Source organism: Paenibacillus hemerocallicola, assembly GCF_006265175.1.
In the GTDB taxonomy this organism is placed as follows: Bacteria; Bacillota; Bacilli; order Paenibacillales; family NBRC-103111; genus Paenibacillus_AB; species Paenibacillus_AB hemerocallicola.
In genome coordinates, this window is sequence record NZ_VDCQ01000019.1 from 88,103 (window position 1) to 113,789 (window position 25,687).

Genomic DNA, 25,687 nt, shown 5'->3' on the forward strand with positions numbered 1-25,687 from the left:
GTCCCGGCGCGCCGTTCATTTCGATTTGGCGATGACGACCGTGTGCGTCTCGCCGTCCCATGCAACCGTGCCGCCGAACGCTTCGCCGACGAAGCGGGCCGGAGCCATCGTGAAGCCGTTTACGAGCTGCGCGGGCAAGTCGAGCTTCTGCGCCTTGCCGTTGACGTAGGCGATGTCGTCGCCGATCGTCAGCGAGACGGTCGTACCGCTTTTGCGTCCCGTAGCCGTTCTCGTATCGCCGTTCCATTCGACGACCGCGCCCATTTGCTCGAAGATGGCCCGCAATGGAGCCAGGGTGGAACCGTTCCGGATGACGGGAGGCTGCTCGAACGTCTGGTCCCGGCCGTCGATCTGCACGGATAGGAGCGACGAGAGGGGCACCTGCTTCGCTGCGACGCGCTGTCCGGCACGATTGTAGACGCGCAGCTCCAGAACGGAGCCGTCCGGGACGTCGCCGGCTTTCAGCGCCATGCCGAACGGCGGCTTCGTCTGCTCGGCGATCGTCCGTCCGTTCAGGACGTATTCGAGCTTGCCGATCCAGATGTCGGGAATCCGCACGAAAGGCACGATGTCGGTTTGCTTCGCGAACGGAACGGAGGCGTCCCGGAATAACGTTGCATTGTCCGGTTTGGCGCCCGTCTTTACTTGGTTGAGCATGTACGGACCGGTAATAATCGATTTGTACAAATCGAGCATGGCCGGATTATTCCGCAGCAAATAGTCGTTGCGCGATTCCTTGCCCTTCAGATCGACGTTGAAATACGTAATCGCCTTCAGGCGCGGGTATTTGACCGGCATGACCCGGTACAGCCTGTCCAGGTTCATCACACCGAAATCGGTGTGCGACTTGCCGTCCAAATTCGTGTAGTGGGATACCGCGGATTCGCTCAGCATGATCGGCTTGCGGTCGGCGTACAAGCCGTACACCTCTTCGAGCTTCTCGATCGGCGTCGTCGCCTCCATGCTTTCGTCCGGATTGCCGTGCGAATAAGGCTCGGTGTACAAGCTGACGCCGACCCAATCGACATAGTCGTCGCCCGGATAAAAGCCGGCCATGTTGTACCTGGGCACGTCGCCCGGACTCCATACCATCGCCACATTGGGCGATTCGCCCCGCATGACGTCCGCCACGATGCGGAATTTCTCGATATATTTGGCCGCATCGCCGCTCCAGGGAGTCCAATCCCCGTTCATCTCGCCGGCGAAGCGTAGGAAGATCGGGATGCCGTACGCTTTGGCCGCCCTCGCCCACTCTCGCAAGTATGTACCGTCGGCGACTCCGTCCAGCCCGCCGAGCGGCTGCCAGGCGATTTGCAGCGCGCCTCCCGCTGACTTGGCATGCTCCGCGTAGCGCCAAGGAAACTCCTCCCCATACGTAGCGTAGGCCAAATAAATGGCATGATCCCTGCCATAAATAGAGGCGGATTTATAAAATTCATTGCCCATCTCGCCGTCCTGCTCGGAGTAGATGCCGAAATACATGCCATATTCCGGCTCGAACTTGGCCAGCTTGCCCGATTTGGGCGCATAGGCGCGCACGAGCGATTCGTCCTCCTTGGCGGAGCCGTACAGCTCGACGGTCGTGCGGATTTGGTTCGCCCGCACCAAATCGTTCGTTCCCCAGTCTTTGCCGTCCTTCAGCCAATATTCGTTCTCCAGCTCGTAGTACAGGATCGCGTTCTCATAGTCGCCTATCGAGTCGTAATACGTGTTGATTCTGCCTGCATAAAGGGCTGCCGTATTCCAGTCGGCATCGGCGGCGCCAGCGCGCATCAAGCTGTCCCAGATCGGGACGGCCAATGCCGTTTGTCCGGCATTTTGATACGCTTCCGCCCGCAAATGCATATTCCACGGATGCTCCGCCCGGACGGCCGGCGCGAAAGCGATGGAAGCGCCGAGCAGTCCGGACAGGGCGACCATGGAGAGCAGGCGTTTCGTTTTGCTGCGCGCAGGCGCTGTATCGGCTATCTTCATGACGGGAACTTCCTTTCCGGGTGCGGGATGAACAAGCATACGTCTATCGTAAAGGATAATGGAGGCGTTGTCATTACGGATCGGCCATAAAAATACGGATCGCCGCGGCATTTCCGCCGCTATACCGATTCTTTCCCTTGCATTGGGCTGACGAAAGCTTATATAATGGGCACGACATTTTAAAGCCCGGCGAATAAGCGAGCGGAGCCACGTTCCAAGCCCGCAGTGGAGCGAATCGCCGGTCTTTTACCGATGGGAGCAAAGGAAGATGGGAGTAATCCGTCGTTTTTTTACTTATTACAAGCCGCATAAGCGATTGTTTATGCTCGATTTCGGCAGCGCCTGCGTGGTGGCCGTTCTGGAGCTCGCCTTTCCGCTCGCGGTGCAATGGTTCGTCGATACGCTGCTGCCGGAGGGCGAATGGCGGACGATCGTGCTGGCCGGAACCGGATTGTTCGCGCTGTATCTCGTCAGCACGGGACTGCAGTTCGTCGTCAACTACTGGGGCCACAAGCTGGGCATCAATATCGAGACCGACATGCGGCAGCAGCTGTTCCAGCACGTGCAGAAGCTGTCCTTCCGTTTTTTCGACAATACGAAGACCGGTTACCTCATGTCGAGAATGACGAACGATTTGTTCGATATCGGGGAGATGGCGCATCACGGCCCGGAGGATTTGTTCATAGCGTGCATGACGTTCGTCGCCGCCTTCGCCATCATGCTGTCGATCAATCCGCAGCTGGCGCTGATCACGTTCGTCGCCGTCCCGCTGCTCGTATGGCTGATCGGCGTCTGCAACAAGCTGCTGCACGGCGCGGCGAGGAAAATGTACGCGGAGATCGCCGAAGTGAACGCCCGCGTCGAGGACAGCATGTCCGGCATCCGGGTAGTCAAATCGTTTACGAACGAAACGTTCGAAATGGAGAAGTTCAACCGGGACAACGCGAATTTCCGCAAGGCGAAGCTGCGGTCCTATTGGATCATCTCGTTCAGCTCGTCCGGCATTTACTTCCTGACCCGGATATTCGCGCTGCTCGTGCTCATGTTCGGCGCTTACTTCAGCTTCAACGGCAAGCTTACGTATGGCGAACTGATCGGCTTCCTGCTCTACGTCAACCTGTTCTTCAAGCCGATCGAGAAAATCAACGCGCTGCTGGAAATGTATCCGAAAGGGATGGCCGGCTTCAAACGGTTTACCGAGCTGCTCGATACGGCCGCCGATGTGGCCGACGAGCCGAACGCCGCGGAGATCGGCCCCCTTCGGGGAGATATCGTCTTCCGCGACGTGACGTTCGGCTACGAAGGGCACGCCAAAGTGCTGCAGCATATAAACCTGCGTATACCGGCGGGGGAAACGGTCGCATTCGTCGGCCCGTCCGGTGCGGGCAAGACGACGCTGTGCAGCCTGATTCCGCGGTTTTACGAGGTGGACGAGGGCGCGATCGAGATCGACGGAGTCGATATTCGGGCGATGACACAGCGCTCGCTGCGGCGGAATATCGGGATCGTCCAGCAGGATGTGTTCCTGTTCACGGGAACGATCCGCGAGAACATCGCCTATGGGAAACTGAACGCCACCGAGGCCGAAATCCGCGAAGCCGCGCGGCGGGCTCACCTGGAGTCGTTCATCGAGGCGCAGCCGGCCGGCTTCGACACGCAGATTGGCGAACGGGGCATCAAGCTGTCGGGCGGGCAGAAGCAGCGGCTCGCGATCGCCCGCATGTTTTTGAAAAATCCGCCGATCCTTATCCTCGACGAAGCGACGTCCGCGCTCGACACCGAGACGGAGGCGGTCATCCAGCAGGCGCTGGAGGAGCTGTCGGCGAACCGGACGACGCTCGTGATCGCCCACCGGCTGGCAACGATCCGCCATGCCGACCGCATCGTCGTCGTGACCGAGGACGGCATTGCCGAGCAGGGGCGGTACGACGAGCTGGTCGAGCGGGGAGGCGCATTCGCCGGACTGCACCGCGCCCAGTTCGAGACGGTAGGCTGATTGCAGCCGCTACGGCATCGGGTCCGCCGAGCGGCGTCAGTCAATCTACAGCAATCCGCCCGCAAGTGCAGCGTCTACAGATGTTCCCGCTCCACCATGGCGGAGCATTCCGGAGAAGGCGATCCTCGACGAGGAGCGTCTTTTTGCTTTTAGGAAATGATGCGAGGCCGATAGTCGGAACATGACCGCTAGCGTTGTTGTTCGGATCTCGCTTTAACCGACCGTGTATACTCCGTAGGTGTCATCCCGGTCGTATTTTTAAATTGCCGCGAAAAATGATGCACACTGCAGTACCCGAGCATTTCGGCAATTTCAGAGAAACTCTTTCTATCCTCCCTGATCGACAACTTGGCTTGTTCGATTTTCAATTGGTTGAAAAATTCCCTCACCCCCATGTTTGTCTTCGCCTTTACAATCGTCTTTAATTTCGTGCGACTGATTGCAAACCGGGCGCATAATTGGTCGATCGAGATCGTATCCGAAAGATGCCGGGTCATGTATTGGATCACTTGCTCTGCCAACTCCTGAGCGTTTTGCTCATTGGCGGTAGTGGACACAGTGGTCGTACGATGTGCCGTTTCTCCATAACGAATCAACTCGATCAATAATATTTCAAGATAATTGCGGATTAACTGATCGCTGCCAAAAGGCGCGTCCAAACGACGAAAAGGGTATTGCATCGCAGGAGAATGAATCGGCGGGTCGAACGACGACTTCCCTTCTTTCACCAATTTCGTTAATATAAACCGTTCTTCATCGCGCAGCCGAAAGGAATTCCCCGAGAAAAATTCCATGCACGGAGCGAAGCATTCGAAGGTGATGATGATCAGATTGGGTGCCGTGCCGCGCAAAGCTTTACCGCCATGAAATTCATTCGGCTTGTAGAACACGATTTCGCCCTGCCCCAGCTGGAATGTGCCCGAACCGGTCACGATCTCGATTTCGCCCGTATCCACATAGACCAGTTCCCAAAAATCATGCTTTTCGCCCGGACTGTCATAATGACGAGGCAGTTCCTTATAGTAAAACGTAATCAATTTGCGAATTTCCAATTCTTCCTTCAGCAGATACCGTTGATACTTCATGTTCCGGCCGGCCCCCGTCCAATCATGCAAATTAATTGCCTAAGCAGGTAAAGCCTTTTCATGTAGTTTCTCCTATTATAACAAATAAGAATGAACACTTTGAATTCGGGATGCGCAGAAGTGTATCATTCCCTATTACAACTATTTCGGTAGGGAGAGAAGCCAGACATGGGCAAAATCAGGTTGGGAGTTATTGGCTGTGGAAACATAGCCGGATCACACTTTGGGGGGGTGACCGAATTAAGCGATTTGATGGAAGTGACTGCGGTATGCGATATCATCTTGGAGCGAGCCGAGCAGGCGGCTGCCAGATTCGGGATCGGGACAGCTGTGGCGGATTACAAGCAATTGGTCGATGAAGTCGATGCAGTGCTCATTTCCTTGCCGCACGATCTTCACTTTACGGTCGGGATGTATTTCCTGCAAGCGGGTAAGCACGTACTGATGGAGAAGCCGCTTTGCAATACGGAAGAAGAATGTACGCAACTGATCGAGACGGCCGAAAGGAACAATCGGGTGCTTATGACCGCTTATCCCGTACGTTATTGGCCGGCGATTGTCAAGATCAAGGAATGGATCGATAACAAAACGTACGGAGAACCTTTCCAGCTGTCGATCTGGACTGAGCAGTATACGAAATATCCCGAAGGCCATTGGGGCTTGTCGGCAAAACGTCTGGGCGGCGGACAATTTTTCAGTCACGGCTGCCACTATGTCGATCTGATGATGTGGCTGCTTGGCGATCCGATTCGCGGATTTCACATGGGAACAAATCTCGGGACGCCTTGGATGGAACGGGAAGGGACGAGCAATGTCGTGATCGAGTTCGCAAGCGGGGCGATGGGTTACCATATGGGAACTTGGGGCGCCCGGGGAACGCGTCTTGGATGGAGCTTGCACATCCATTGCACTCACGGCATGATCGAATACAAACGAGCCGACGGCAAGGTCTACTTGCACCACAGCATTAAAGAAGAAAAATCAAATCTGGACACCGATTCCAAAATCACGGTCCTATACGAAGATTCCGACAGCGGCAAGCTGACCCAGCATGAAACGCGCCATTTCCTGGAATGTATCGCGAACAATAAGCGTCCGATAACCGACGGACTTTCCAGCTTGCAAGGATTGCGCGTGATTTGGCGTCTTTATGAAGCGGAAAAGAATCATACGGAAGCTGACCTGAGAGGTCTTGGTTTTAAGGCGCACTGAATCATCACGGGGTAAACACCTTGAAAAAGAGAGGGGTATGCACATGAACAACCGAGTTGCTCTGCAGAAAATGGTTGTTATGATCAGCTGTACGGCGATTTTATCGGGTTTGTTGGCAGGATGCAGCAATCGGAACGACAGTTCGCAATCGGATGCGCAATCCAAGCCTGCGCAAGCGGACCCTGTAGAGCTCGTTTTTTACGCGTTGTCTCCGTTGTCGGGAACGCAGGAGGAGAAGGCGGCGCAATGGACCGATTATGTGCGGAAGAAGTATCCGCATATCTCCTTCAAATTCATTAATGCTACGGATGACAACACGGTCGACAAATTCATTCTCTCGAAACAGCCGGTCGATATCCTGTTCGGTTCGTTCGCCAGCTTTGTTCTTTACAAGGATAGAGACATGGTGGGGGATATGACTGACTTGGTCAAGCAGCATAAATTCGATCTGACAACGATCGAGAAGCCGTACATTGACCTGGTGCAAAGTTCTTTTGACGGCAAATTGCCGTTGCTGCCCGTATACGATCTCAGGTTGGGGCTTTATTACAATAAAGACTTATTCGACAAATTCGGCATTCCTTATCCGAAAGACGGAGCCACTTGGGAGGAGCTGCTCGTCACGGCCAGACAGTTAACCAGGTCGGACAGCGGCATCGCCTACCGCGGATTAGTAACGGCCGCCGCAGGAGGGGGACTCGCGATCAACCAATATTCGCTCGGGTATGCCAATCCGAAAACAACGGACAAGGCGGCTATTTATACCGATCAATGGAAGCGCTATTTTGAGTCGATCGTCCCCTTGTTTACGGTTCCGGGCTATGACCCGACTAAAGAAACAATGGCCGGCGGCGCCCAGCTCAAAATGTTCGAGCAAGGCACTGCCGCCATGCTGCTCGCCTTCAACTCTTACGGCATATTCAATCTTCCCTCGCTTCAACTCAATTGGGACGTGGTCAGCCTGCCGGAAATGAGCGGCCTCCGAGGAATCGGAGCACAACCGTATCCGGTGTATCTGGGCCTCTCTTCCACTAGCAAACATAAGGACGCGGCTTTTCAAGCGATCAGCGCGCTGCTCTCCGGTGAAGTCCAGATCGATCGGTCCTCGAAGTTTGGGGTGTTCAGCCCGTTGAAGGATCCGAAAGCGAAAGCCTCCTTCGGAGACGCCGGGATGTGGAAGGGGAAAAATATTCGCGCTTTTACGGCTCAAACGCCTGCGGCTCCGGCGCCGGCTGCCAGAGCGGAGTTCAAGACTATCGCCGAAGGCGAGCTTAACAAGGCATTCCTATCAGTCGTTACGGGTGAGAAGGATATGAACACCGCGCTGCGGGAGGCGGAAGAAACGGCTGACAAAGCGATCCAGCAATTGTTGTCCCAACAAGCCAAGTAACTACGCTAAAGAGAAGGAGGCGTTGTGAATGTCCGATAATCAGGGAATAACGAAGCGTGGAGGGCAAATTCCGGTTTCCAAAGATCGGAATGCCCCTTGGAAGGTCAGCAGAAGAAACGTGTTGACCGCTCTTGGGGCGACGGGTATCGTGATGGCGGCTCAATCGTTCGGCGGAGCTTCGCTGTTGAGCCGGTCGGAGGCGTCAGGTTCGGAACCATTCGTGAAGCGGGTTATAGACATCGCGGAACTGAGGTCGCTGACGGGAGTGCAGAATGGGCAAGCTGCAGCGGTAATGATGACTGGACGAGCCGGCTTGTTTTATTTTTCCTCGATGAATTTGTCCGCGCAGGTGGCTAATGACCCGCAATCCGGGGTTTATGTTGCTCCGAGCAGCGATACGACAGGCTCCAGCGGGGCGTGGATACGTCAATACGGGCAAGCTGCCGCCTTTAACGCGAAGGTAAACATAGCTTGGTTTGGCGCCGTAGGCGATGGGGTTACCGACGATTACCCGGCCATTCAGGGTGCGGTCGATTTCTCTTTGAATGTATTTTTCCCGGAGGCTCCGGTTCAGTGGCGCGTTTCACAGTCTGTAATCGTACGGCCTCTCCAACAGCTGGAAGGAGAGTGCAAATGGCAGGAGTGGAATTTGTCCGCCGACGCAGCCAAGGGTATTAAAGGCGATCCCGGAGTAGCGCCATTCACAACCCTGCCGACAGGCACGTCTTATCCGTCCATGCCTCCTGCTTCCGCTCAGCAGCGGCGGGGTTTGACCTTTTATCGAATGCACGTGATCGGAGATCACGCGCCCGCGATCATTCACCATTACGCCAACAATTTCACTTATCGGGAATGCTGCTTGCGCTCCAATTATGCCCCGACCATTCCGATGCGCTACTCTTATCGGGGAACTTTCGACAACAACTTTATCGGCACAAGCAATTACGCAGGGTGGGCGGTACAGCTTTATGACAATTGCAACGCGATCGACTTTAAAGGGAGCAATTACATTGCAGGCTCTTCCATAGGCGGCGCAATAGACATTTCCAAAAGTCAATCCATTACGATTCAAAGCGGCGTGCACGAGGTTGTCGGTCTTGCGTGTTACCGCATCGGCGGCCTGACAACTCAAAATGCCGAGTACATCAATGAGGTCGGCAATTGTCACGGGATTCGAATCGTCGGCAATTACTTCGAGCGATGCGCCTTGCCGATCTCAGCGGGCATGGCCGCCTATGTTTTCGGACTTGAGATCGAAGGCAATTTTCTAAGCTGCGGCGGAAATGAAACCGCTTACAGAACGGGGTTCGAGCTTGGCTCCGTCAGCGGCTGGAAAATCCAGAACAATTCGCTGATCAAGGGCGCCAATAACTTCCCGACAATCCGGTTCGGCTACAACTCGTCGGCATCCTACAGATACGCGGTTGCTGGAACGTTAAAGGATAACCACGTTCAGCGGAACGATCTGTCCAGCGGAATCGACTATGAAGCGGATGCGTCAATGCCCGCCGGGCTTCTCGGCTATCTGTTCGGCAGTAATTACATGGATTTTACAAACACGAGGGACCTGACGGACGGGAGCCCGATCACGTTCAAAACATTCGGCAGACTGCATGAGTGGACCTCGCGTGCAATAGACGGCATCGAATCTACTAAAATTATTGATTTCGATCAAGTTGGCCCTGAGGGCGGCTTGATCGAGGAAGTTACGGTATATCTTGTCGATGGGACACCGGACGCTTCGATCGCTGTGGGATATTTTGCCGATAGCCAATACAACGCAAACATAGCCATCGCCTCACTCACGTTCAAGGGAGAGAGAGCATCTGTCCCGATCGGCAATCAGTTGATTTTAGGAGGGGCGGGGCGCCTTGTAATCAGGCACACTGCCGGCTCGGTGCCGGGAAAATATACGGTGCAAATCAGGTACAGGAAATAAACAAGCTGCTTAGCACCGCGCCTAATTCGAGACGGTAGGCTGATTGTAGCCAGCCGGCTGCGTTACAGCGTCCAAGCGCAGCCCTGGCCCGAGCATGGAATTGCACATAATTTCCTTTGGAGTGGGAACAGTAATACGGGCTTAAGAGCACCCGAACCCCGACTCGAAAAGGAGATGAAAGCAACATGCCATACGGCGCTCACGAAACGATGGAAGTACACGAGCTGTTGAACGAGAAAATGAATATGATCAATCATTTTTCGTTTTACGTCCAGCAGGCGCAGCTGCCGGAGCTTCGCGACATGATCGCGCGCCATCTGCAGGCGGCGGTGCAATCTTACGATCAATTGGTTGCTTACACGCACGATTACAGCGCCGGCGCGAACCGCCAGACGCCTTACGGCATGCCGCAGGTTCAGCCGCAGCAGGTGCAATACGGGCTTCATCAGCCGGGACCGTACGCGCCGATGCAAGGACAGTTCGACGACCGGCAGATCGCCTGCTCGTTGCTGTCGTGCCATAAAAATTCGGCGAAAAATCATATGGCCGGCTCGCTCGAATGCGCCGATCCGAACGTGCGGCAAATGCTTGTAGGCAGCGCCGTGGACTGCTCGAACCAAGCTTACGAAGTATTTCTGTTCCTGAACCGGATGGGCGTCTATCAGGTGCCGACGATGCAGGATCATACGGCCAAGACGTTTCTGCACAGCTACCAGCCGATGCAGCAGGGCGTCCCGATGAATAACGGGCACTGATTCGCATGGATGGCGTCCCGTTCGGACGCAGGGATAAGGAAGACGAAGGATGCCGATTCGTACCGGCATCCTTCGTTTTTTTGCACAGGATACAATTTACAAGTTTCGGGGGCCCCGCAAAGCAGCGGGATAAGCGCTTACATGTTTTTGAGAGGACCGAGGGGGGCCCCCCTGCCGCTTGAAAGGCTTCCTTTCAAGAGCGCGCGGAACAAGTACATCCGTTATTTTTTGTGAAGGGAACGAAAAGTTCCTTTATTACCTGTGAAAGACGGGGAAACAGCACAAACGGAACGATGAGTTCCTTTATTGGAGCAAAACGGCCCACAAACGACCTTCGATCTGCCGATAAAGGAACTGATCGTTCCTCTACGCCCCACTTTAGCAGCTCTTCGAAGGAATAGCGGAGCTTTTTGTTCCGCTTTGCTTGACCTATTGGAACCTTTAAGTTTATCATCCGCTAAAGTGAAATCGTATTCTCTTGCTGGAACGAAAGCCGGCAACTTGAAAGCATGGGCGATCTCACGGTTATCCCAGAACTTAAACCCGAGAAAAGGGGAAAAAATCTCCAACGTACTATAGGTTGATTTTGCACAGAAAAGGACCGTCAGGGTGTAGTACCCGGACGGTCCTCTTCTTATTTTCTTTTTGCCAAACAATCGCAAGTTGGTGGGAATAAGCAAATTTGGTTCGCAATAAGTGATAATCGGTTCGTTAATCGGCCGTCCCGCACACCTTCTCCATCAATTATAGGCCGTATAGGACAGCTCCCGCACCAGCTTGCGGTATTGGTCCGGCGTCATCCCGACCTGTTTCTTGAACACCCGGCTGAAGTGGGACAAATGCTTGAAGCCGACCATATAGCCGACATCGGTCACCGAATTGCGGTCGCTTTGGTAGAACAAAATTTTGGCCTGATTGACCCGTCTTCTGTACAAATAATCGAACACGGTCAGCCCGGTTACTTCCCGGAATACTTTCATTAAATGAAACCGGTTCATGTGAAGATCGGCCGCCATGCGCTCCAGCTCGATATCCTCCATGTACCCTTCCTCGATGTAAGCGATCATGTTCTGCACGTAGCGCTCCCGGTCCGTCGCCGTGCTCCGGTTCGACTCCATATCTTCCCGGCATTGCTCGCATATAAGCAGCAGCAGATCGTAAAACGCCGAGAGCAGCCGGTAATGATGCACGACGTCGTTCGAATAGTAGAAACGGTTGATCCTCTGTAAAATATCTTCGCATTCCGCCTTCGCTGCCGGACTTAAACGGATATGATGGTTTCTTAATTGCTCGAACGGCTTCAGCGGACTGCACGCCAGCAATTCCGGACCGAACAATTGGACGAGATGCGGATCGAACGAAAACGTGGTTCGGACGTATTCCGTCGAGCGGTCGATCTTCGGACAATGCCTGGTCATTCCGTTCATAATGATCAGGTCGCCCGACTGGAGCGGAATGATCCGGTCTCCGAGCAAATAGTCGCAGCGGCCTCCGTGGAAATAATACACCTCGTACTGCGGATGCGAATGAAATGACAACGTAGGGGGCAGCTTGTTCCACTTGTAATAATAAGCCGCAAAAATGCGAAAAGGGTGCGATTTCAACGCATGACCTCCCTTCAATCCCCGTAACGCAAAGTTGTACTTCCTATTATACCACAGGCAAACTGAAACCGTTTACTCGACCCGCGAAGGAAACGAAAAGCAAAAAACCACTTACAGTTAAAAGAAGGGCATACCCTCCCATTTGCGGTCAATCCCATTTTCCGGGCACTGTGATATATTTGTTTTGAAATCGCTTCCGCAGTAAGAATCGGCAAGTTCAAAGCGATAACGAGGTGATGGGAATGGATAAAGAGGATCGTCCCGGTACAGCCCCGGTCAGCCGAAGAAAGCTGCTCGCGTCCATCGGAGCGCTAGGGGTCATGACGGCCGTCGGAGCGGGCGGATGGAAGGCATCGGCAGGAACGGTGTCGGAGAGCGTATACTCGGGGCCGGGCTGCGTACCCGATACGGCTACGGCTTGCTGCCCCTTTATCGATATAACGGCCGCTCCCTACAATGCGCAGCCCGGAGGAGCGGTCGATAATTCGGCCGCGTTTCAACAAGCGCTGATCGATGCGGGAGAAGGAGGATGCATTTACGTTCCGGCGGGGGACTATTTGATCCAAACCGGGTTTACGGTTTCTTCGAGTCATGTAACTTTGACGGGAACCGGACGATTGATTGCAGGTGGCGCCATTTATGTGAACGCAGATGCTTTTACGTGCAGCGGACTGCGATTCAAGGCGTTGAATACGACAAGCCAATTAAGGGCGATCCGGGCCGAGACGGGGAACGTCAATCGCCCAATCAGCCGGATTACGATCGAGAAATGCGAATTCGAAGATTTTTTCTACGCCACGGACTTTCGCGGCACCGGAACGTATCCGGTATCCGACATTGCCGTCTATAACTGCAAATCGACCGCGCCTGCCGGCAAAAACGCCGGACATTTCCAGAACGTCAATACGATGAACACGTATTACGCCGGAAACAGCTGCTATAACGGGCAAAATGCGACGAGCTACAACTTTTTCGGCGGCAACGGAAAAATTAAATTGATCGGCAATTACGATTTCAACAATTCTTACGGCTCTTGCGAAATCGAGAATTGCCCCGGCGCGGAAGTCATGATCTCGTCCAACAACTTCGACAAGCAGCTGTGGATCGACGATAGCTCGACGGTCGTAATCGACGGCAATATCGTCAAGGAACGCATATTCGTGACGGTTCAGGACAACGACTGCGATCGTCTGGTCATCTCCAACAACATTACCGGCCGCATCTACGTTTCGGACTTCGGCACCTACCGGGCGGGGAAGGTGAAAAATGCGGATATTTGCCACAATCAGATTATAGGGCCGGGGAGCTGGGGGATTTTCGTCAGCGGCAAATATACGGAAAGATGCCGGATCAAGGACAACTATATCGCCTCATCCGTCTTCGCCCAAGGCTCGATAGGAGTAGGACGGGCCGCCGGATTGGACATGGAGATCGTAGACAACCGGATCAACGGGCCGGTCGTTTTCAGCAGCACGGGGGGCAGCATCCGGTTGTACGGAAATCTCGACTATACGCTGTCCGGCAATCATGAAACCTCCGCCATGGAAAAGCTGTTTCGGTCTTCGGGCGCGACGCTTGACGTGGCCGACGTCGGGTTTGTCCGCTCGAAGCAAATCGCCGTTCCCGCCTCGGGAACGAACTCCGCTCTATTCGTGTTGGCACCGACTTCGGCCGAGACGGGTCGGCTCGTGAAGGTTACGTTTTCCTCGCGCCAGCAAGGGGTGTCGGGCGCGTTCGACGCTTGCGAGCAAAAGGTGCTCATAGCGGGCTCCGCGGGCGGGGCGACGGTAGCGTCCGGTCCGCTTCAGAAAGTGTTGGCCAACGCCGCGACCGATTTTACGACCGGCTTTTCCTTGGACGGCGGTGGTACGGGGCTGACGATTCAAATAGCGAACCCGAACCCGGAGGCGATTTCGGTCCGCATCCATTTGGAGCAGTATGAAGCGGTACATGATGATCATTTTGACAAAACTTATTCAAAAAGGGGAGTTCAACCATGATGAGAAAGAAAACCGTATCGATGCTTCTCGCCACCGTTTTATGTGCAGTCCCGCTCGCCGCTTGCGGGGGCGGGTCGGACAATCCGGGTAAGCAAGGGGAAAGCGCGGCGAAGGAGGAGGCTCCCAAGCTGGAGCCTGCCGAGCTCGTCTTTTACGACGGGAGCGGGGATTGGCCGGCCGAACGTTTCGACAGGGAAATCGGCGGGCCGCTCAAGCAGAAGTTTCCGCACATTACGCCGAAATTCGTACCGTATACGAACGGGAGCAAAGTGCAGGATATGATCACTGCCGGTGAGCCGCCGGATATCGTCTTCGCCTCGACCGGACTCGTATACAGTCGGCTTATGCAATACGAGCTGCAGTACGATATTACGCCGCTGATCCAGAAGTACAAATACGATATGGGCAAGCAGGAGCCCGTCGTGACGGAGCAGATGAAGCAGCTGGCGAACGGCGGCATATACGGCCTTCCCGCCTTCATGTCGCCGGCTACGCTGTATTACAATAAGGACATTTTCGACAAGTTCGGCGTCGCGTATCCGAAGGACGGAAACACGTGGGACGAATTATACGAAATGTCCAAGAAGCTGACCCGGAAAGACGGCGGAATCACTTACCGCGGACTGTTCGTATCGGCGCAGCATTTGATCCGCCTCAACCAGTTCTCATTGAAGACGCTCGATACGGCAACGAACAAAGCGACATTTGCGGATGACTCGTGGAAAAAGTTTTATGACAACGCGGCCCGCTTCTTCACCGTTCCGGACTTCGAGCTGACGACGGCGTTGACCAGCGTCGCCAATCAGAGAAGCGCCTTTATCAAAGACCGTACGGTAGCGATGTGGCTTCCGGTGAGCACCCAGCATACGGCGGAGGAGCTGGCGGGCATGAACTGGGACGTCGCTTCGTTCCCGGTGTTCGCGGATAAGCCGGGAGTAGGACCGCAGCCGTATCCGAACGTATTCTGGCTGACCCGTACTAGCAAGTACAAGGATCAGGCGTTCCAGGCGATGGCGTACTTGGCGTCGGAGGAGTTCCAGCTGGCCGGCGTGAAGAGGGGCGAATTCCTGTCCGCGTTGAAGAGCGATACGCTGCGGAAAGCGTTCGGACAAGACGCGGCCATGTACAAAGGCAAAAACATCAAGGCGATGCTGCCGGAGAAGTTTGCTTCGGCTACGCCGATAGGCAAATATAACAGCATTGCCGAAACAAACCTGCTGACGAGCTTCAACAACGTCATTCTGGGCAAAAAGGATACGAATACGGCGCTCCGGGAAGCGGAGGAAGCGGCGAACAAGAAAATCCAGGAAGAGCTTAGCAAATAAGGCCGGGGCTTCTCTTTTGCAACCGAATTTGGTAAGATGGAAGAAGATTGAAGTCCGCGCGTAACTGGCGAATCGGTGGTGTACCACGAGGGAGCGCGCGGAACGGACATAACCGCTCGCCTGGGTAAAGTGTCCGGAGCTGCCGCGCCTCGCGCGGACGCTTCGGATGCTTTTTCTTTTGTCCGGCCGGTTTGGGAAATATAAGAGACAGGTGGGTGGATGGCATGGGAAAATGGCTGACTGCGAAGCATGCCGCCGAGCAAGTGCGGGCGGAGGTCGCGAAGGAAGCGGCGCATTGGAGGGCGGAAGGCATCGTGCCGAAGGTGGCCGTCCTTCTGGTCGAGGGAGACCCGGCTTCGGCGTATTACGCGGAGACGAAGCGGAAAATCGCGGGCAAGCTCGGTATCGAATTCGAGTGCAGGACGATGCCGCCGGACGCCCGGGAAGAACAGCTGCTGGACATCGTAAAAGCCTGGAGCCGGGATGCGTCGGTGCATGGGATTATGCTGGAATTGCCGCTCCCCGGCCATATATCCGCATCGGACGTCGCCGCTGCCATCGATCCGCTCAAAGACGTAGACGGCGTGACGCCGGCGAACAAGCTTGCCGTCATGACGGGCGAGCCCGGCCTGTATCCGGCTACGCCGCAATCGTGTATTCGGCTGCTGCAAGCATACGGCTATACGCTGGAAGGGAAAAACGTCACGCTTGTCGGCCGGGGCCAAACGGTCGGTCTGCCTTTGTTCCATATGCTGCAGCGCGAGCAGGCGACGGTCACGGTGTGCCACTCCCGAACGATTGATTTGAAGCGTCATGTCGAGCGTGCCGATATCGTCATTGCGGCGGTCGGACACGCCGGACTGATTACGGCGGACATGCTGCGTCCCGCATCGGTCGTCGTGGATGCCGGCATCAACGAGAGAGAGGACGGCAGCATAACCGGCGACGTCAGTCCCGAAGCGTTCGAAGCGGCGGAGGCCGTCTCTCCGGTTCCGGGAGGAGTCGGCACGCTGACGACCGCCCTATTGTTCGAAAACGCGATGAAAGCGATTCGTCTGCAAACGCAGGCCGCGAAGAAGGAGACGATCCTATGACGACAGCAAGAGGCGACATGTTCGACCGGACGATCCGCTCGTTTCTGGACGAAGCGGGAGCGGCGACGCCGACTCCCGGCGGGGGAAGCGTGGCCGCGCTCGCCGGAGCGCTGGGCGCGGCGATGGTCTCGATGACCGCGGGCTTCACGCAGGGAGCGAAATTCGCCGCTGCGGAACCGGCGATGAAGGATGCGGTAGCCCGTTTGCAAGGCTGGACCCGGGATTGCGAAGATTTGCTGGAGGCGGACATTGTATCCTTCGACCGCTATATGGCCGCCTTGAAGCTGCCGAAGGCGACGGAGGAAGAGAAAAGCGTCCGGGGGGAGGCGCTTCACGCCGCTTCCCTGCAGGCGATCGAGGTGCCGCTCGGACTGATGCGCGTATGCCGCGACGCTTTGAAGCTGACGGCGGACATCGCGTCGTCCGCCAATCCGAACGTCGTCTCCGACCTCGGCATCGGGGCGATCTTGTTCGAGGCTTCCGCGAATTCCGCCTACTTGACCGTGGAGATCAATTTGGCCGGTTTGAAGGACGAGGAGGCGGCAAAACGCTACGACGCCCTCGCCACCGGGCTGCTGCAGGAATGCGCGGAGCGGAAGCATGCGGCCGTCGGTGCCGTGCGCGGCATCATATGGAAAGGAAGTCGGTAAGCTTGTCCAAGCTGAACATCGCCTTATTCGCTTCGCACGGCGGCTCCAACGCGCAAGCCATTATCGACGCCTGCGCGGCCGGCAAGCTGGATGGCTCGGTTGCCGTCGTCATCAGCAACAATTCGCAATCGGGGGCTATGGAGAGGGCGGCAGCGGCGGATATCCCGTCCTATCATCTCAGCTCGAAGGCATACCCGGATGAAGCGCGGCTCGATCAAGCGATATTGGAAACGCTGCTCCGCCATGAAGTCGGCTTGATCGCATTGGCCGGATATATGAAGAAGCTGGGCCCGCGTACGCTTCGTACCTTCGCAGGCCGAATCGTCAACTTGCACCCGTCGCTCCTGCCCAAGTTCGGCGGGCACGGGATGTACGGCCGGCGCGTGCACGAAGCCGTACTCGCCGCAGGCGAACGGGAAACGGGAGTAACCGTGCATCTGGTGGACTCGGAGTATGACGAGGGGCCGATTGTGGCGCAAAGCCGCGTGCCGGTCATGGCCGATGACACGGTAGAAACGTTGGCGGAGCGCGTATTGCGGCGCGAGCACGAGTTCTATGTGGAGACGCTGCAGCGGATCGCGGGCGGGGACATCGTGCTGTAGCGGCGAGCCGTTCGCAATGGCGATTTCGCGCCGGGGACGCGATCTTCTTCGGAATGTACCTGCTGCATTCCTCGACGGAGAACACTACGAACCGGTTCAGGATCGGCTGCGATACCCGCTGCCGGCTCGCCTCCGAGCCAGTGGACGACCGTTGGATCGGACAGGCGCCGAAAGGACATACGCCGAAAGATCCGGCCGAGCGCGTCAGCATAGAGGAAGTCCGCAAAGCTGGGGATTGAATTGTGGAGGCTGATGAATCAGGGCAAGCAGGAATACGAGGATTGTTATATCTCCTTCGACGGCACGATGCTCGTTGCGGGAAACGGTAAAATCGAGAGACGCTGGAAAACGGAGAACGGGTTTCCCGTCTCCCTTTCTTTGCTGGACAAGAAAACCGGTACGGAATGGCTTGCCGCGGAGGGCGGCGTCCCATACATGGCCGGAGCGGACCCGGCCGATCGGAGCTCCCTGCTACTCCTTTTGGGGGAAAAAGGATCAACATAGCGCAATCAGGTTCACTACCAAGCAAATCAGCTTCACTGTGCGTCGGCTACTGCATTAGGGCAAATCCATGCATGAAAGGCGATGGGCCCACTCTCGGAAACCGCAGTTTGCGCCATGAAGCGTTACCTGCAAAAAGAGCTTGCGCGTTTTCGTTTTTCGGAATAAACTGATATCGAAAAGATAATGTTATCGATAACCTTAATCGGGTTTCGTATGCTCCGGGAAGTCGAAACGTTTCGCATTTCGTCGAATGTTATCGATAACCCTAACTCAAAGGAGGCGCTGAACATGAGTCAACCGTTCGTAAACCGCTACAAAGGAAGCTTGCCGAAAATCGGAATCCGCCCGGTATTGGACGGACGTCAAGGAGGAATCCGCGAATCGTTGGAGAATGTAACGATGGAGATGGCACGATCGGTCGCGCGGCTGCTGTCGGACAACCTGAAGCATTCGGGCGGGCAGCCGGTCGAATGCGTCATTGCCGATACGACGATCGGCGGGGTGGCCGAAGCGGCGCAGGCGGCGGAGAAGTTCCGGAGAGAAGGGGTAGGCGTATCGATTACGGTAACTCCGTCATGGTGTTATCCTACGGAGACGATCGACACCGATTCGACGATCCCGAAGGCGATCTGGGGCTTTAACGGAACGGAACGGCCGGGAGCGGTTTACTTGGCAGCCGCGATGTCGGCGCACAATCAGAAGGGACTGCCGGCATTCGCCATTTACGGTAAGGACGTTCAGGATATGGGCGATAAAGAAATTACGCCGGACGTGGCCGGCAAGCTGCTGCAATTCGCGAAATCGGCGTTGGCCGTCGCTACTTTGCGCGGAAAATCGTATTTGTCGATGGGCAACGTCTCCATGGGAATTGCCGGCTGTATCGCCGACGAGTCGTTCTTTCAGCGTTACCTCGGCATGCGCAACGAGTATGTCGATATGACGGAATTCGTGCGCCGGATCGAGATGGGCATCTACGACAAGGACGAGTATGAGAAAGCGCTTCAGTGGGTCAAGGAAAATTGCCGCGAAGGCGAGGACGTCAATCCGCCGCATCTGAAAAGAACGCGGGAGCAAAAGGACGGCGACTGGCAAACGGTCGTGAAAATGGCGCTGATCGCCCGCGATTTGATGGTCGGCAACCCGAAGCTGGCCGAGATGGGCTATGGCGAGGAAGCGCACGGACGCAATGCGATCGCCGCGGGCTTCCAAGGGCAGCGCGCGTGGACGGACTATTTCCCGACCGGCGATTTCATGGAAGCGATCTTGACGACTTCGTTCGATTGGAACGGAATCCGCGAGCCTTATACAGTGTCCACCGAGAACGATACGTTGAATGCGGTCACGATGATGTTCGGACACCTGCTGACGAATGCGGCCCAGCTGTTCGCCGACGTACGCACCTACTGGAGCCCCGACGCGGTCGAACGCGTGACGGGCAAGAAGCTGACCGGACGAGCGGAGAACGGCGTTATCCATCTGATCAACTCGGGTCCTGCCTCGCTCGATTGGACCGGCGCCCAGAAATCCGCTGACGGCACGCCCGCGATCAAGCCTTTCTGGGACATATCGGAAGAGGAAGCGCAAGCCTGTCTCGAGGCGACGCAATGGCGCCCGGCGATCGACTTTTTCCGGGGAGGCGGTTTTTCTACCGACTTTACGACGAAGGGCGGCATTCCGGCGACCATGGCGCGCGTCAACCTGATCGCGGGCGTAGGACCCGTGCTGCAAATCGCCGAAGGCTACACGGTGGAGCTTCCCGACGACGTCCACGACATTTTGGACCGCAGGACGGACCAAACTTGGCCGACCACTTGGTTCGTGCCGAACTTGACCGGTGAAGGCGCGTTCCAGGACGTGTATTCCGTCATGAACAATTGGGGCTCGAACCACTGCGCGGTCAGCTTCGGCCACATCGGCGGAGACTTGATTACGCTGGCCTCGATGCTGCGCATACCGGTCAGCATGCACAACGTGCCGGGAGATCGTGTATTCCGTCCGGCGGCATGGAGCGCATTCGGCACGAGCGACCCGGAAGGGGCGGACTACCGCGCATGCGGCGTATACGGGCCGTTGTATAAATGATTCGAGAGGAACGGTGAAGCATGAAAGGAACTTATGCGATCGGCATCGACTACGGTACCGAGTCCGGTCGGGCTTTGATCGTCGATACGAGAGACGGCCGCGTGCTGGCGTCGCACGTCACCCCTTATCCGCACGGGGTTATGGACAAGGAGCTGCCCGAGGGCGGAGTGAAACTCGGAACCGATTGGGCGTTGCAGCATCCCGACGACTATGTCGAGGTGCTGCGCCGGTCGGTGCCGGAAGCGCTGCGGTTGTCCGGCGTATCCGCCGACGAGGTGATCGGTGTCGGGATCGACTTTACGGCCTGCACGATTTTGCCGATCGACGAGCGAAACGTCCCGCTTTGCTTCCAGGACGCTTGGAAGCATCGGCCGCACGCTTGGGTGAAGCTGTGGAAGCATCATGCCGCGCAGGAAGATGCGGATCGGCTGAACGAGCTGGCGGAAGCGCGCGGGGAAACGTTCCTGAGCCGTTATGGCGGCAGCTTGTCGTCCGAATGGATGCTGCCGAAGGTGGCCCAGACGCTGCGCGAGGATCCGGACGTCTACGCGGCGGCCGACCGTTTCGTGGAAGCGGCTGACTGGCTCGTCTGGGAGATGACCGGGACGCTCAAGCGGAACAGCTGCGCCGCCGGGTACAAAGGAACGTGGCACAAGACGGAGGGCTTTCCTGCCCCCGACTATTTGAAGGCGGCCGATCCGCGCCTGGAGCGGCTCGCCGAGACGAAGCTGCGCGGCGAAGTCGTCGCCTCCGGAACGAAGGCGGGCGAGCTTACGGCGGAGATGGCGCGCCTGACCGGCCTGAAGCCGGGTACCCCGGTCGCCGCCGCGATCATTGACGCGCACGCGGCCGTACCGGGCGTCGGCGTCGTTGCGCCGGGGACGATGGTACTGGCGATGGGAACGTCGCTGTGCCATATGCTCATTGCCGATACGGAGCAGCCTGTAGAAGGCATCCGCGGCGTTGTCGAGGACGGCATCGTCCCCGGCTACTTCGGCTATGAAGCCGGGCAGCCGGCTGTCGGCGACTTGTTCGCCTGGTTCGTCGAGCAGGGAGTACCCGCTTACGTCCGCGATGCCGCAGCCCGGGAGGGCATATCCGTATTCGATTGGCTCGGCCGTGCCGCGGAAGCGCTGGCGCCGGGAGAGAGCGGCTTGCTCGCGCTCGATTGGTGGAACGGCAACCGGTCGGTGCTTGCCGACGAGAGCTTGAGCGGGCTGATCGTGGGTCTCAAGCTGCACACGAAGCCGGAGGAGATTTACCGGGCGCTGCTGGAGGCGACCGCCTTCGGTACGAAGCGGGTCATCGAAGCGTTCGAGAAGAGCGGCATCCCGGTCGACGTAGTAGCGGCTAACGGCGGCATTCCTCAGCGCAACCCGCTGCTGATGCAGATCTATGCCGACGTGACCGGCAAGCCGATCGACATCCCGGCCGCAGAGCAGTCGACCGCTCTAGGCTCGGCGATGATGGGGGCGGTAGCGGCGGGATCGGCCGGCGGCGGCTTCGACTCGCTCGCGGAAGCGGCCGCCCGGATGGCCCCGCCCGTGAAGCGGACGTACAAGCCGAATCCGGACCATGTGCGGATTTATGAAGAGCTGTATGCGGAATACTTGGTGCTGCACGACTTCTTCGGCAGAAGCGCGAACGGCGTCATGCACAATTTGCGCAAGCTGAAGGAACGCGCCAAAAGCGCGGTCGTCGCGGAGCGGACGCAAGCTTGAGCGGAAATGCGAGCTCAGGGGAGTGCGCTTGTGCGGTATTGGTGCACGGGCGAGAGCGCTTGTATATCGGAGTTGGAGCATGAGCGAAAAGCGCAAGTGGAGCTAGTGCATGAGCGTGAGTACGAGCATAGGCCCAGCGTTTGGAGGAGCATGCTCGAGTATTACTGCGACGTCCGTTTCCGACGGAGTCGCCGGATCGAACCGCCGGAGCCTTTACCAGGGCTTCGGCGGTTTTTTGCGAATCGGCAAGCTATCGCCAGGGGAATCATGAAGGAAGTGTTTCAACGGTATCTCGAAACCGGGCATAAAACCGAATCGGTTAACGGTATTTTCCGGCTGCCAGGCCGGACTTCATGGATTGACGGGCAATGCTGTTCGTGCAAAATTAGATGAGATCGAGAAGGAGATAGTCGAATCGTGTCGAATATGCTACATCAACTTTCATTGCGAAGAGGGATTCGTCATGGATCGAAGAAAAGGACTAACACTCCAACTCATGGTCAGCATTCTAGTCATTTTGTCCGGACTGACGACACTTGTAGCGAGTATGATTATCGCATACCGGAACGAGAAGAAATCGCTTACCCGAATTACGCTGGAAATGAATAAAATCAATTCCGACCGGATCGCCGATTCGGTCGACGGATTGTTCGTTACATTGAAAACAAGCTTGTCCGAGACCGGGCGCTATTTGATGCGCAAGCAGGATAGGACGGACGCCGCCGAAATATTGGAATTGTTTCTGCTCAACCATCCCGACTTCAATTCCGTCGTGCTGGTCGATGAGAACGGCATCCTTTTGCACGGCTTTCCGGGCAACTTCGAAATGTTGGGACAGAAGATGGAAAGCGCGGGCGTCACTCAGTCGCTCAGGGAAAAGCGTCCGCTGGTGTCGGAGCCTTATATAAGCACGGGCAACAGACTGATCGTCTTGGTCAGCGAGCCGTTGTTCGACGAGAAGGGGGCGTACCGGGGATTTCTCGGCGGATCGATCCGCCTTCAGGAGCAAAACCTGCTCAGCCGGATTTTGACGGGTGTGCCGAGCGCCGCCAGCGGTTCGTACGTTTTCGTCGTAAGCTCCTCGGGAAATATACTGTACCATCCGGATCGAAGACGCATCGGGGAGAGGGTGGCAGAAAATGAAGCCGTGCAGGATCTGATGAGAGGGAAATCCGGCGAACGGCGCCTCGTCAATACGCACGGCGTCGACATGCTCGCCAGCTACACGGCGCTGAAGGGCGTCGGCTGGGGAGTCGTTTCGCAGACCCCTACAGACGCGGTGCTGTCCGATTCCAAGAAGCAGATTATGGGAATAGCGGTGTACACGATTCCGATCATGCTCGCCGTTCTGCTGCTTATTTATTTGCTGATCGGCAAAGTGTCGGAGCCGCTTGTCAAGCTGGCTCGCTACGCTGCCCGCCTGTCATACCGGACCGCCGCGCATGAGCCGTTCCCGCGCATTCACGATTGGAACTATGAGGCGAACAAGCTTTATGGGGCGATGACGATCGCGGTCAATCAGGTTCGCCACGAGTTCGACAGCTTGCTGCTGGAGGCGCATACGGATCCGCTAACCGGCCTGTTCAACCGCAGAGTGATGGATCACTATACGAAAGTGTGGTTGGCCGAACAAGTTCCGTTCTGTTTGATGGTTCTCGATTTGGATCATTTCAAGCAAGTGAACGATACGTATGGACACGATGCGGGAGACGAGGTGCTCAAATATTTCTCGCAAACGGTCAGAGCGAATACGAAACGGGAGCACGTCTGCTGCCGGTTCGGCGGGGAGGAATTCGTCGTCCTCATGCCTGGAACGACGCGTAAAGAAGCGGCCGTGCATGCGGAAACGATACGGGCCAGCCTGGAGCAGAATGCGAGTCCTACCGGGAAGCCGGTTACGGTGTCCATCGGGTTGTCCGCCTACCCGGACTCGGCCGCCGAAGCCGAGATGTTGTTCCGGTTGGCCGACGAGGCGCTGTACCGGGCCAAGCGTCTGGGACGAAACCGGGTGGAGACGGGCTAGCGGAAGTCGGCTGTCGCAACGCCGAATCGTCCTTTCGCGATCGAGGCAATAGGTCAGGAGGGGAGCGGAGCCCCTCCTTTTTTGCATGCGTTCGTTCACCGCGCTCCCGCAAACGACTCGATGACTTCGTCGATAATGGCGTTTCGCCCTTGAGGCGTCCAGCTCATGGACAACCAATTCGGTATGAGCCGCGTCTGTACGGCCCCTCTCCATTTGCCGGTGCCTTTCCCGATTTCTTTCCGGCCACCGGGCGTGTAGACGAACAAATAGTCGGATTCCGGATCGGGAAGCTCGTCCGGCGATACGTCGGCAACCCATTCCTCCCTCATTTTATTGCGCGGAACCGCGGCGCCGGGCTCCAATCCGAGCTCGGCATACAGCAGTTCGTTCAGCGGATGATTGACCGAGCCTTGAAGGCGAATGACTGTCGGCAGCAGCTGCATGACGGCTACACTTCCGAGGCGGTCCGAGCTTCGCAAGCGGCGGCTAGCTTCCGTCGTACGCTCCTCCAGCTCCCGGAACGTGCTGTCGGCTTCCTTTTCGCGGCCGACCAGCCCGGCTATATTCGTATGCGTGACGCGCCAATCCAGGTGGTGCTTCAGAACAACGCAGGGAGCGATTTGCTTCAACGAATCGTACAGCCCGTGGTGGAAATAATCGGCGATAATCAAGTCGGGCTTGACGAGCCGAAGCTGACCTAGCTGCGATTGGAGTCGCCTATTGTATTCGGCGTCGTCCATTCCCGGATATTTGTAGCAGTCGACGGCGGCCGCGGGCGCTACTCCCATCGAAGCAAGGTTGTCATGGAAGCCGCAGCGGGATGCGACGGCTACTCTCAGCCGCTCTCTTTTGATGAAGAGCGTGGGGGAAAGACCGACCGTCTTCTTGAAAATGCGGCTGAAATAATATTCGCTGCCGTATCCGACGGAAGCCGCCACCTCCTTGACGGAGCTGTCCGGCGATAAGCGCTCCTTGGCCCGATCGATCCGGACTTTGTTCAAATAATCGGTGGGAGACAGGCCGATCGTCCTCTTGAAGCTGCGGCAAAACGCGTTCGGGGTAAGCCCCGCGATATCGGCCAGCGTTTCCCGGCTCATTTTCTCGGTATAATGCCGATGCATGTAAACGACGCAAGGATCTATGCCGCCGTCCGACGCTCGGCCGGCTTCCTGCCCCGCTTGTTGTTCGGCTTCACGCTCGGCAGCTTGCTCGGACAAATCGCGCATGACATATTCGATCAAGGACTGCAGCAGCAAATCCGGATCGGGACGGGTTGACGCCGTACCGCTTTTCGCCGTTTCGTAAAGCTCTTCTATTCTGGAAAGGACCCGCTCCGTGTCACGGACACCGACCAGCCCGGAATGAAGCGGCAGGCATGTTGCCTCCGAAGCCTCCGAAACGCCCCAACTACCTTTGCATCTGGAGAGAGCTATCGTTCTCGCTATAAGGACATAATACTCTCCGGCTTCGTTATCCGAAGATGCTTTCGCAGTCGTACCGGGGGGAATGTAATATAACCGGCGAGGCTCAAGGGGGCAGGCCGCGTCGTTCACGTATAGCGTTCCTTTGCCTTCGACGACGAAGCAGAGCATCGGAGCGGGGACGGGATGTCGTCGCAAAACGTAGGTGTTCCACTGACGGAATTTGCGGATCGAAGATAGCAGCAAAAGCGTGCGTTTTTTTCCGTGAGACGGTAATGCGGTCATACAGTTGCAACTCCTCCCAATGGGT

19 protein-coding genes and 1 riboswitch are annotated in these 25,687 nt (G+C 56.7%); of the genes, 15 read left to right on the forward strand and 4 right to left on the reverse strand.

All coding sequences use genetic code 11. The features are described 5' to 3' along the window. Nucleotides 1-15 precede the first annotated feature (15 nt). The gene (locus FE784_RS15465) at nt 16-1,974 is read right to left on the reverse strand and encodes a stalk domain-containing protein (RefSeq protein WP_176706249.1); all 1,959 of its coding nucleotides are present in this window, start codon (nt 1,972-1,974) and stop codon (nt 16-18) included. Between the two features lie 268 nt (nt 1,975-2,242). Here FE784_RS15465 and FE784_RS15470 point away from each other — a divergent pair, with 268 nt between their 5' ends. Further along, on the forward strand, nt 2,243-3,970 hold the full coding sequence (locus tag FE784_RS15470; RefSeq protein ID WP_139603109.1) for an ABC transporter ATP-binding protein: 1,728 nt from the start codon (nt 2,243-2,245) through the stop codon (nt 3,968-3,970). A 188-nt stretch (nt 3,971-4,158) separates the two neighbouring features. Here the strand turns inward: FE784_RS15470 and FE784_RS15475 are convergent, their stop codons facing one another. Beyond that, nucleotides 4,159-5,055, reverse strand: coding sequence for a helix-turn-helix domain-containing protein (locus FE784_RS15475; protein WP_139603110.1), 897 nt, complete (start codon nt 5,053-5,055; stop codon nt 4,159-4,161). A 168-nt stretch (nt 5,056-5,223) separates the two neighbouring features. On the opposite strand from FE784_RS15475, the gene FE784_RS15480 reads away from it, so the two are divergent. The 4 genes from FE784_RS15480 (at nt 5,224) to FE784_RS15495 (ending at nt 10,351) form a co-directional block, all read left to right on the forward strand. Further along, nucleotides 5,224-6,267 (forward strand): Gfo/Idh/MocA family protein, encoded by a 1,044-nt coding sequence (locus FE784_RS15480; protein WP_139603111.1) that lies wholly within the window; start codon nt 5,224-5,226, stop codon nt 6,265-6,267. A 43-nt stretch (nt 6,268-6,310) separates the two neighbouring features. After that, nucleotides 6,311-7,657, forward strand: a complete 1,347-nt coding sequence (locus tag FE784_RS15485) for an ABC transporter substrate-binding protein (RefSeq protein WP_176706250.1) — start codon at nt 6,311-6,313, stop codon at nt 7,655-7,657. Between the two features lie 28 nt (nt 7,658-7,685). Further along, nucleotides 7,686-9,596 carry a hypothetical protein gene (locus FE784_RS15490; RefSeq protein ID WP_139603113.1) on the forward strand — a complete coding sequence of 637 codons (1,911 nt, stop codon included), beginning with the start codon at nt 7,686-7,688 and terminating at the stop codon, nt 9,594-9,596. A gap of 185 nt (nt 9,597-9,781) precedes the next feature. After that, entirely contained in the window at nt 9,782-10,351 is a 570-nt protein-coding gene (locus FE784_RS15495; RefSeq protein ID WP_139603114.1) for a spore coat protein, read from the forward strand. Between the two features lie 740 nt (nt 10,352-11,091). Here FE784_RS15495 and FE784_RS15500 read toward each other — a convergent pair. After that, entirely contained in the window at nt 11,092-11,955 is an 864-nt protein-coding gene (locus FE784_RS15500; RefSeq protein ID WP_139603115.1) for a helix-turn-helix transcriptional regulator, read from the reverse strand. A gap of 242 nt (nt 11,956-12,197) precedes the next feature. On the opposite strand from FE784_RS15500, the gene FE784_RS15505 reads away from it, so the two are divergent. The 10 genes from FE784_RS15505 to FE784_RS15550 all read left to right on the forward strand — a co-directional run bounded on the left by FE784_RS15505 (nt 12,198) and on the right by FE784_RS15550 (nt 23,956). Continuing rightward, nucleotides 12,198-13,955: a glycosyl hydrolase family 28-related protein gene (locus FE784_RS15505; RefSeq protein WP_176706251.1), complete on the forward strand. Its 1,758-nt coding sequence runs from the start codon at nt 12,198-12,200 to the stop codon at nt 13,953-13,955. After that, nucleotides 13,952-15,280, forward strand: coding sequence for an ABC transporter substrate-binding protein (locus FE784_RS15510; RefSeq protein ID WP_139603117.1), 1,329 nt, complete (start codon nt 13,952-13,954; stop codon nt 15,278-15,280). The genes FE784_RS15505 and FE784_RS15510 overlap by 4 nt, the downstream gene beginning before the upstream one ends. A gap of 50 nt (nt 15,281-15,330) precedes the next feature. Further along, nucleotides 15,331-15,413, forward strand: a riboswitch (ZMP/ZTP riboswitch). A 91-nt stretch (nt 15,414-15,504) separates the two neighbouring features. Continuing rightward, on the forward strand, nt 15,505-16,374 hold the full coding sequence (locus FE784_RS15515; RefSeq protein ID WP_139603118.1) for a bifunctional 5,10-methylenetetrahydrofolate dehydrogenase/5,10-methenyltetrahydrofolate cyclohydrolase: 870 nt from the start codon (nt 15,505-15,507) through the stop codon (nt 16,372-16,374). Next, entirely contained in the window at nt 16,371-17,024 is a 654-nt protein-coding gene (locus tag FE784_RS15520) for a cyclodeaminase/cyclohydrolase family protein (RefSeq protein ID WP_139603119.1), read from the forward strand. The genes FE784_RS15515 and FE784_RS15520 overlap by 4 nt, the downstream gene beginning before the upstream one ends. Nucleotides 17,025-17,026: 2 nt before the next feature. Beyond that, nucleotides 17,027-17,626 carry a phosphoribosylglycinamide formyltransferase gene (gene purN / locus FE784_RS15525; protein WP_246132040.1) on the forward strand — a complete coding sequence of 200 codons (600 nt, stop codon included), beginning with the start codon at nt 17,027-17,029 and terminating at the stop codon, nt 17,624-17,626. After that, nucleotides 17,557-17,865 (forward strand): phytanoyl-CoA dioxygenase family protein, encoded by a 309-nt coding sequence (locus FE784_RS42420; RefSeq protein ID WP_139603121.1) that lies wholly within the window; start codon nt 17,557-17,559, stop codon nt 17,863-17,865. Before purN ends, FE784_RS42420 begins: the two co-directional genes overlap by 70 nt. 1 nt (nt 17,866) lies before the next feature. Continuing rightward, nucleotides 17,867-18,130: a hypothetical protein gene (locus tag FE784_RS15535; RefSeq protein ID WP_139603122.1), complete on the forward strand. Its 264-nt coding sequence runs from the start codon at nt 17,867-17,869 to the stop codon at nt 18,128-18,130. Between the two features lie 288 nt (nt 18,131-18,418). Then, nucleotides 18,419-20,212 (forward strand): L-fucose isomerase, encoded by a 1,794-nt coding sequence (locus FE784_RS15540; RefSeq protein WP_139603123.1) that lies wholly within the window; start codon nt 18,419-18,421, stop codon nt 20,210-20,212. A 20-nt stretch (nt 20,213-20,232) separates the two neighbouring features. Beyond that, nucleotides 20,233-21,933: a ribulokinase gene (locus FE784_RS15545; protein ID WP_139603124.1), complete on the forward strand. Its 1,701-nt coding sequence runs from the start codon at nt 20,233-20,235 to the stop codon at nt 21,931-21,933. Nucleotides 21,934-22,396: 463 nt separating this feature from the next. Beyond that, the gene (locus FE784_RS15550) at nt 22,397-23,956 is read left to right on the forward strand and encodes a sensor domain-containing diguanylate cyclase (protein WP_139603125.1); all 1,560 of its coding nucleotides are present in this window, start codon (nt 22,397-22,399) and stop codon (nt 23,954-23,956) included. A 95-nt stretch (nt 23,957-24,051) separates the two neighbouring features. On the opposite strand, the gene FE784_RS15555 is transcribed toward FE784_RS15550, so the two are convergent. Further along, a complete protein-coding gene (locus FE784_RS15555; protein WP_139603126.1) occupies nt 24,052-25,662 on the reverse strand; it encodes a helix-turn-helix domain-containing protein in 1,611 nt (536 codons plus the stop codon). Between the last annotated feature and the right edge of the window lie 25 nt (nt 25,663-25,687).